The organism is Microcoleus sp. Pol12B5 (assembly GCF_036701335.1).
Lineage (GTDB): Bacteria > Cyanobacteriota > Cyanobacteriia > Cyanobacteriales > Microcoleaceae > Microcoleus.
This window is the reverse complement of record NZ_JAUBQQ010000138.1, coordinates 1-3,346: the sequence shown is the minus strand read 5'-3', so window position 1 is coordinate 3,346 and position 3,346 is coordinate 1. Positions and strand designations below refer to the sequence as shown.

General features: G+C 38.8%; 4 protein-coding genes and 1 pseudogene. 3 read left to right on the top strand and 2 right to left on the bottom strand.

From position 1 onward, the window contains the following. Positions 1 to 219 precede the first annotated feature (219 nt). Entirely contained in the window at positions 220 to 741 is a 522-nt protein-coding gene (locus tag QUA24_RS26870) for a hypothetical protein (RefSeq protein WP_333233443.1), read from the bottom strand. 8 nt (positions 742 to 749) lie between these two features. Further along, complete coding sequence (locus QUA24_RS26865; protein WP_333233441.1) at positions 750 to 1,247, bottom strand: SLOG cluster 4 domain-containing protein; 498 nt, start codon at positions 1,245 to 1,247, stop codon at positions 750 to 752. Between the two features lie 493 nt (positions 1,248 to 1,740). Between QUA24_RS26865 and QUA24_RS26860 the strand changes: the two are divergent. From QUA24_RS26860 to QUA24_RS26850, 3 genes and pseudogenes are all read left to right on the top strand, one after another. Continuing rightward, a pseudogene (locus tag QUA24_RS26860) lies at positions 1,741 to 2,778 on the top strand (IS630 family transposase). Between the two features lie 47 nt (positions 2,779 to 2,825). Next, entirely contained in the window at positions 2,826 to 3,035 is a 210-nt protein-coding gene (locus QUA24_RS26855) for a toxin-antitoxin system, antitoxin component, Xre family protein (protein ID WP_333233440.1), read from the top strand. Then, the gene (locus QUA24_RS26850) at positions 3,022 to 3,288 is read left to right on the top strand and encodes a type II toxin-antitoxin system PemK/MazF family toxin (RefSeq protein WP_333233438.1); all 267 of its coding nucleotides are present in this window, start codon (positions 3,022 to 3,024) and stop codon (positions 3,286 to 3,288) included. Before QUA24_RS26855 ends, QUA24_RS26850 begins: the two co-directional genes overlap by 14 nt. The last annotated feature ends 58 nt before the right edge of the window (positions 3,289 to 3,346 follow it).

The following is a 3,346-nucleotide window of genomic DNA, read 5'->3' as shown; positions in this document are numbered from 1 at the left end:
TTTTTAAACTACGACTCATAAACCCACCATAAAATCTCTCTCTCTATTGTATGCAACTTCACATAAAATTGGTATCAGCACCTTACATTTATAGTCATGGACGCACGGGTGGCGAGAAACCGGGTTTTCAACCAAAATAATTGCTGAAAACTGTCAATCTCGGTTCAAAAACCCGGTTTCTTAGTGAGCGAGTGCAAGTGCGAACTAATTTAGATATTTTTAAGGAGAGGGAACTGGTGGCATAAAATTGCTGCTGCCTTTATAACCGGATAAAATAGCCAGTTTTTCCAAAGATTGCCTGCCCGTGTAATATTTTCCCCGAATTTCCCAAGTGGGATAAGCTTTAATATTGGCAGCTTTGCACAAATCCGGTTGAGAATCTTTGCCTCTGGGGTCGCACTCAATGTAAGTAATTGCGGTAAATGCTTCTTTGCCGAAAAGTTCTTGTTGCGTGTGGCAGTGAGGGCACCAGTAAGCACCGTACATTCTAGCTTTGATGGTCTGCAAATGGGTTGCTAAAGCGATTTGATCCGGCACGGATTCGCTGCGAATAGGTGGCGCTTCTTGTTCGGTAACAGGCTTTGTGACAGGGGGAGGAGGAGGGAGGGTTTGTGCTAATTTTTGAGTAGATTTGTTGCTGAAACTGAACTGTGCAATTCTTCCGTCTGCTTTGGTAGTGACGAAAATCCCCAAAGTCAGGAAAATGCCGATCGCACAAAAGTTGAATTTGCTTACTCTCATCTTGGATTTCATCTTGAATTTACTAGGATTTCGCGAGCTTGATTCATAGCCTCTACAGCATTCTTTACCACAAAGATGTTAACTTGTGCTAAAGCTTTAAAAAAAAGTTGACTTTCGGCGCTGTGATTTAACAATATAACTTGTTTGTTAGCTTTGAGGGCGAGGGCTATTTCCGAAGCAGTGCCCGTGCCCATGCCGCAGGCAATTATTACATCTGAAGAAAGAATGTTAATGTTATTTCTGGCGTTTCCCATATCGGTGACAATGGCAATATCTACAGTTTCAGAAATGCCGCGAGTGTCATTTCCCGGAAGGATGCCGACTGTTAAACCGTTAGCTGATTTTGCTCCATTGTTGGCGGCATCCATGACGCCGACATTTCTACCACCAGTTAGCAATATCCATCCTGCTTCGGCGATGAGTTGTCCGAGTTGATAGGCGTTTTCTAAGTCGGTTGATGTGGCACTATCGCCGGGTCTCATGATGCCAATGATGATTTTTTTCATAGTTTTGGGGTGAAGATGGTGTTATTAATACTTGCTAGTTTTTTGGCACTATATACGAATGTATGTTATCATAAAAATACTGGCTCCCTAAAAACAGCATTTGACCTAACTAACTTTCTGAAGCTTCCTAGTATTTTTACTATGAAAGAGCAAACATTTAAACTAGATGAATCTCAGATCAAATTTTTAGAACTCTGTTAAAACTATGGATTTAAAGATCCTAGTGAATTGGTTAGAATAGCCATTCAACGGTTGGAATTAGCGTTAGAAACCGAGCAGTTGAAAGAATCGGCGATGCTCTATGCGGAAGTTTATGCATAAGAGATAGAGTTACATGAATTGGCGGAATTAGGTTTAGAAGAATGGCCGAAGGAATAAATGCAATTAAATTGATAGATAAAGTGTACGCTAGTTCAACATTAATAAGTGAGAGATAATACCATTTTTTTAAAAATGTGATAGACTTGCGTAAAAAGTAAAGGAGAGAATTACAATGTCTGGTCGTCCTCATATAAAGATTACCGAATCGGTAGAAAATTTGCGAGAAATACTCAAACAACAAAAAAGAATTCTAGCTTATAACAAAGTTCAAATGCTTTATTTATTTCAGTCAAAAAAAGTAGGAACGGTGCGGGAAGTATCCGCAGTTTTAGGTAAAAGTGAGGCGACAATTCATCGCTGGCTCTTTCAATATAAAAAGGGCGGTCTGGAAAATTTGTTAAAAAATCGGCAGGTTTTTGGTCGCCCAAAAAAGTTTTCAGTTGAAATAGCAGCTTCATTACAACAAGAGCTGAAAGACCCCGAAGGATTTCACAGTTATCAAGAAGTTCATCTTTGGCTCTGGTTAATTAAAGGAATAGCCAGTAGTTACCCGGCTGTATATTCTTTACTGAGAGGGAAATTAAAAAGTAAATTAAAAATTCCAAGACCTCGCAGTATCTCTCAAAAATCTACGGCAATTAATGAATTTAAAAATAACTTACATCAACAGATAAAAGCTTTACTAGACAAAGCTTTACCTCAAGTAAACAAATATAAAAAAGTAACTTATTGGTGAGCGTGATGAAACTCGGCTAGGATTACATAAAATCCGTCGGCGCAAGCTGACGCTTTCAGGCGTAAAGCCCATCGGAAAGCATCAATGGAAATTTGAGTGTTTTTGGCTGTATGGCGCAGTATCTAGCGCTACGGGAAAAAGTTTTTTTGGGAGTTTTCGCATTTAGACAAAGTTTGTTTTGAAGCATATTTACAACTTTTGTCTAGACAATATCCTCATGAATTACACATCATTCAAGTAGATAACGCACCCGCTTATAATTTAAGCTCATCTGAATTACCAGACAATATAATTGTACTATTTTAGCCTCCGGCTTGTCCTGAAGTAAATCCCACAGAAAGAGTGTGGGAATATCTCAAAGATTTTTTAGCTTGGTCGGTGTTTAGTAATCTTGACGAGCTCCGCACAAAAGTCCAGGAAATTTTGGCATCTTTCACCGATCGCGTCATTGGTTTTCTCACCGGATGGTCTTAGATTTTACATTCTTTATCTCTATCACATCTTTAAAAAAATGGTATAACATGAGTGTCGCCCAAAACCCGGAAACAAAGCTGATGGAAAAAATCCGTAGTTTACCGCCCGATAAAATTACGGTATTAGAAGATTTTATCGATTTCCTTTTAACGCGAAGTGAAGATCGTATTCTCGTTTATACTGCAACTAAACTCTCAGAAGCAGCTTTTGCTAAAATTTGGGATAACCCAGAGGACGCGGAGTATGACGAGTTATAATTTTGGTGAGGTGGTTTTAGTTCCGTTTCCTTCTACCGATCAAACTACTAATAAAAAATGTCCAGCAGTTGTTATTAGTTCTGACGTTTATAATGCAGAATATCCCGATCGCATTCTTATGGGTATAACGAGTCAAGTTAGCAGTAGCCAGAAAGTCGGTGATATTATCATCACAGATTGGCGATCGGCTGGGCTTTTAAAAGCTTCTATGATTAAGCCTGTTATTACGACAATTGATACCAATTTTATGTGAAGTTGCATACAATAGAGAGAGAGATTTTATGGTGGGTTTATGAGTCGTAGTTTAAAAA

Bases quoted from the DNA above. Each gene is read 5' to 3' on its own strand.
- QUA24_RS26855 (WP_333233440.1), top strand. From the start codon at position 2,826: ATGAGTGTCGCCCAAAACCCGGAAACAAAGCTGATGGAAAAAATCCGT.
- QUA24_RS26865 (WP_333233441.1), bottom strand. From the start codon at position 1,247: ATGAAAAAAATCATCATTGGCATCATGAGACCCGGCGATAGTGCCACA.
- QUA24_RS26850 (WP_333233438.1), top strand. From the start codon at position 3,022: ATGACGAGTTATAATTTTGGTGAGGTGGTTTTAGTTCCGTTTCCTTCT.
- QUA24_RS26870 (WP_333233443.1), bottom strand. From the start codon at position 741: ATGAGAGTAAGCAAATTCAACTTTTGTGCGATCGGCATTTTCCTGACT.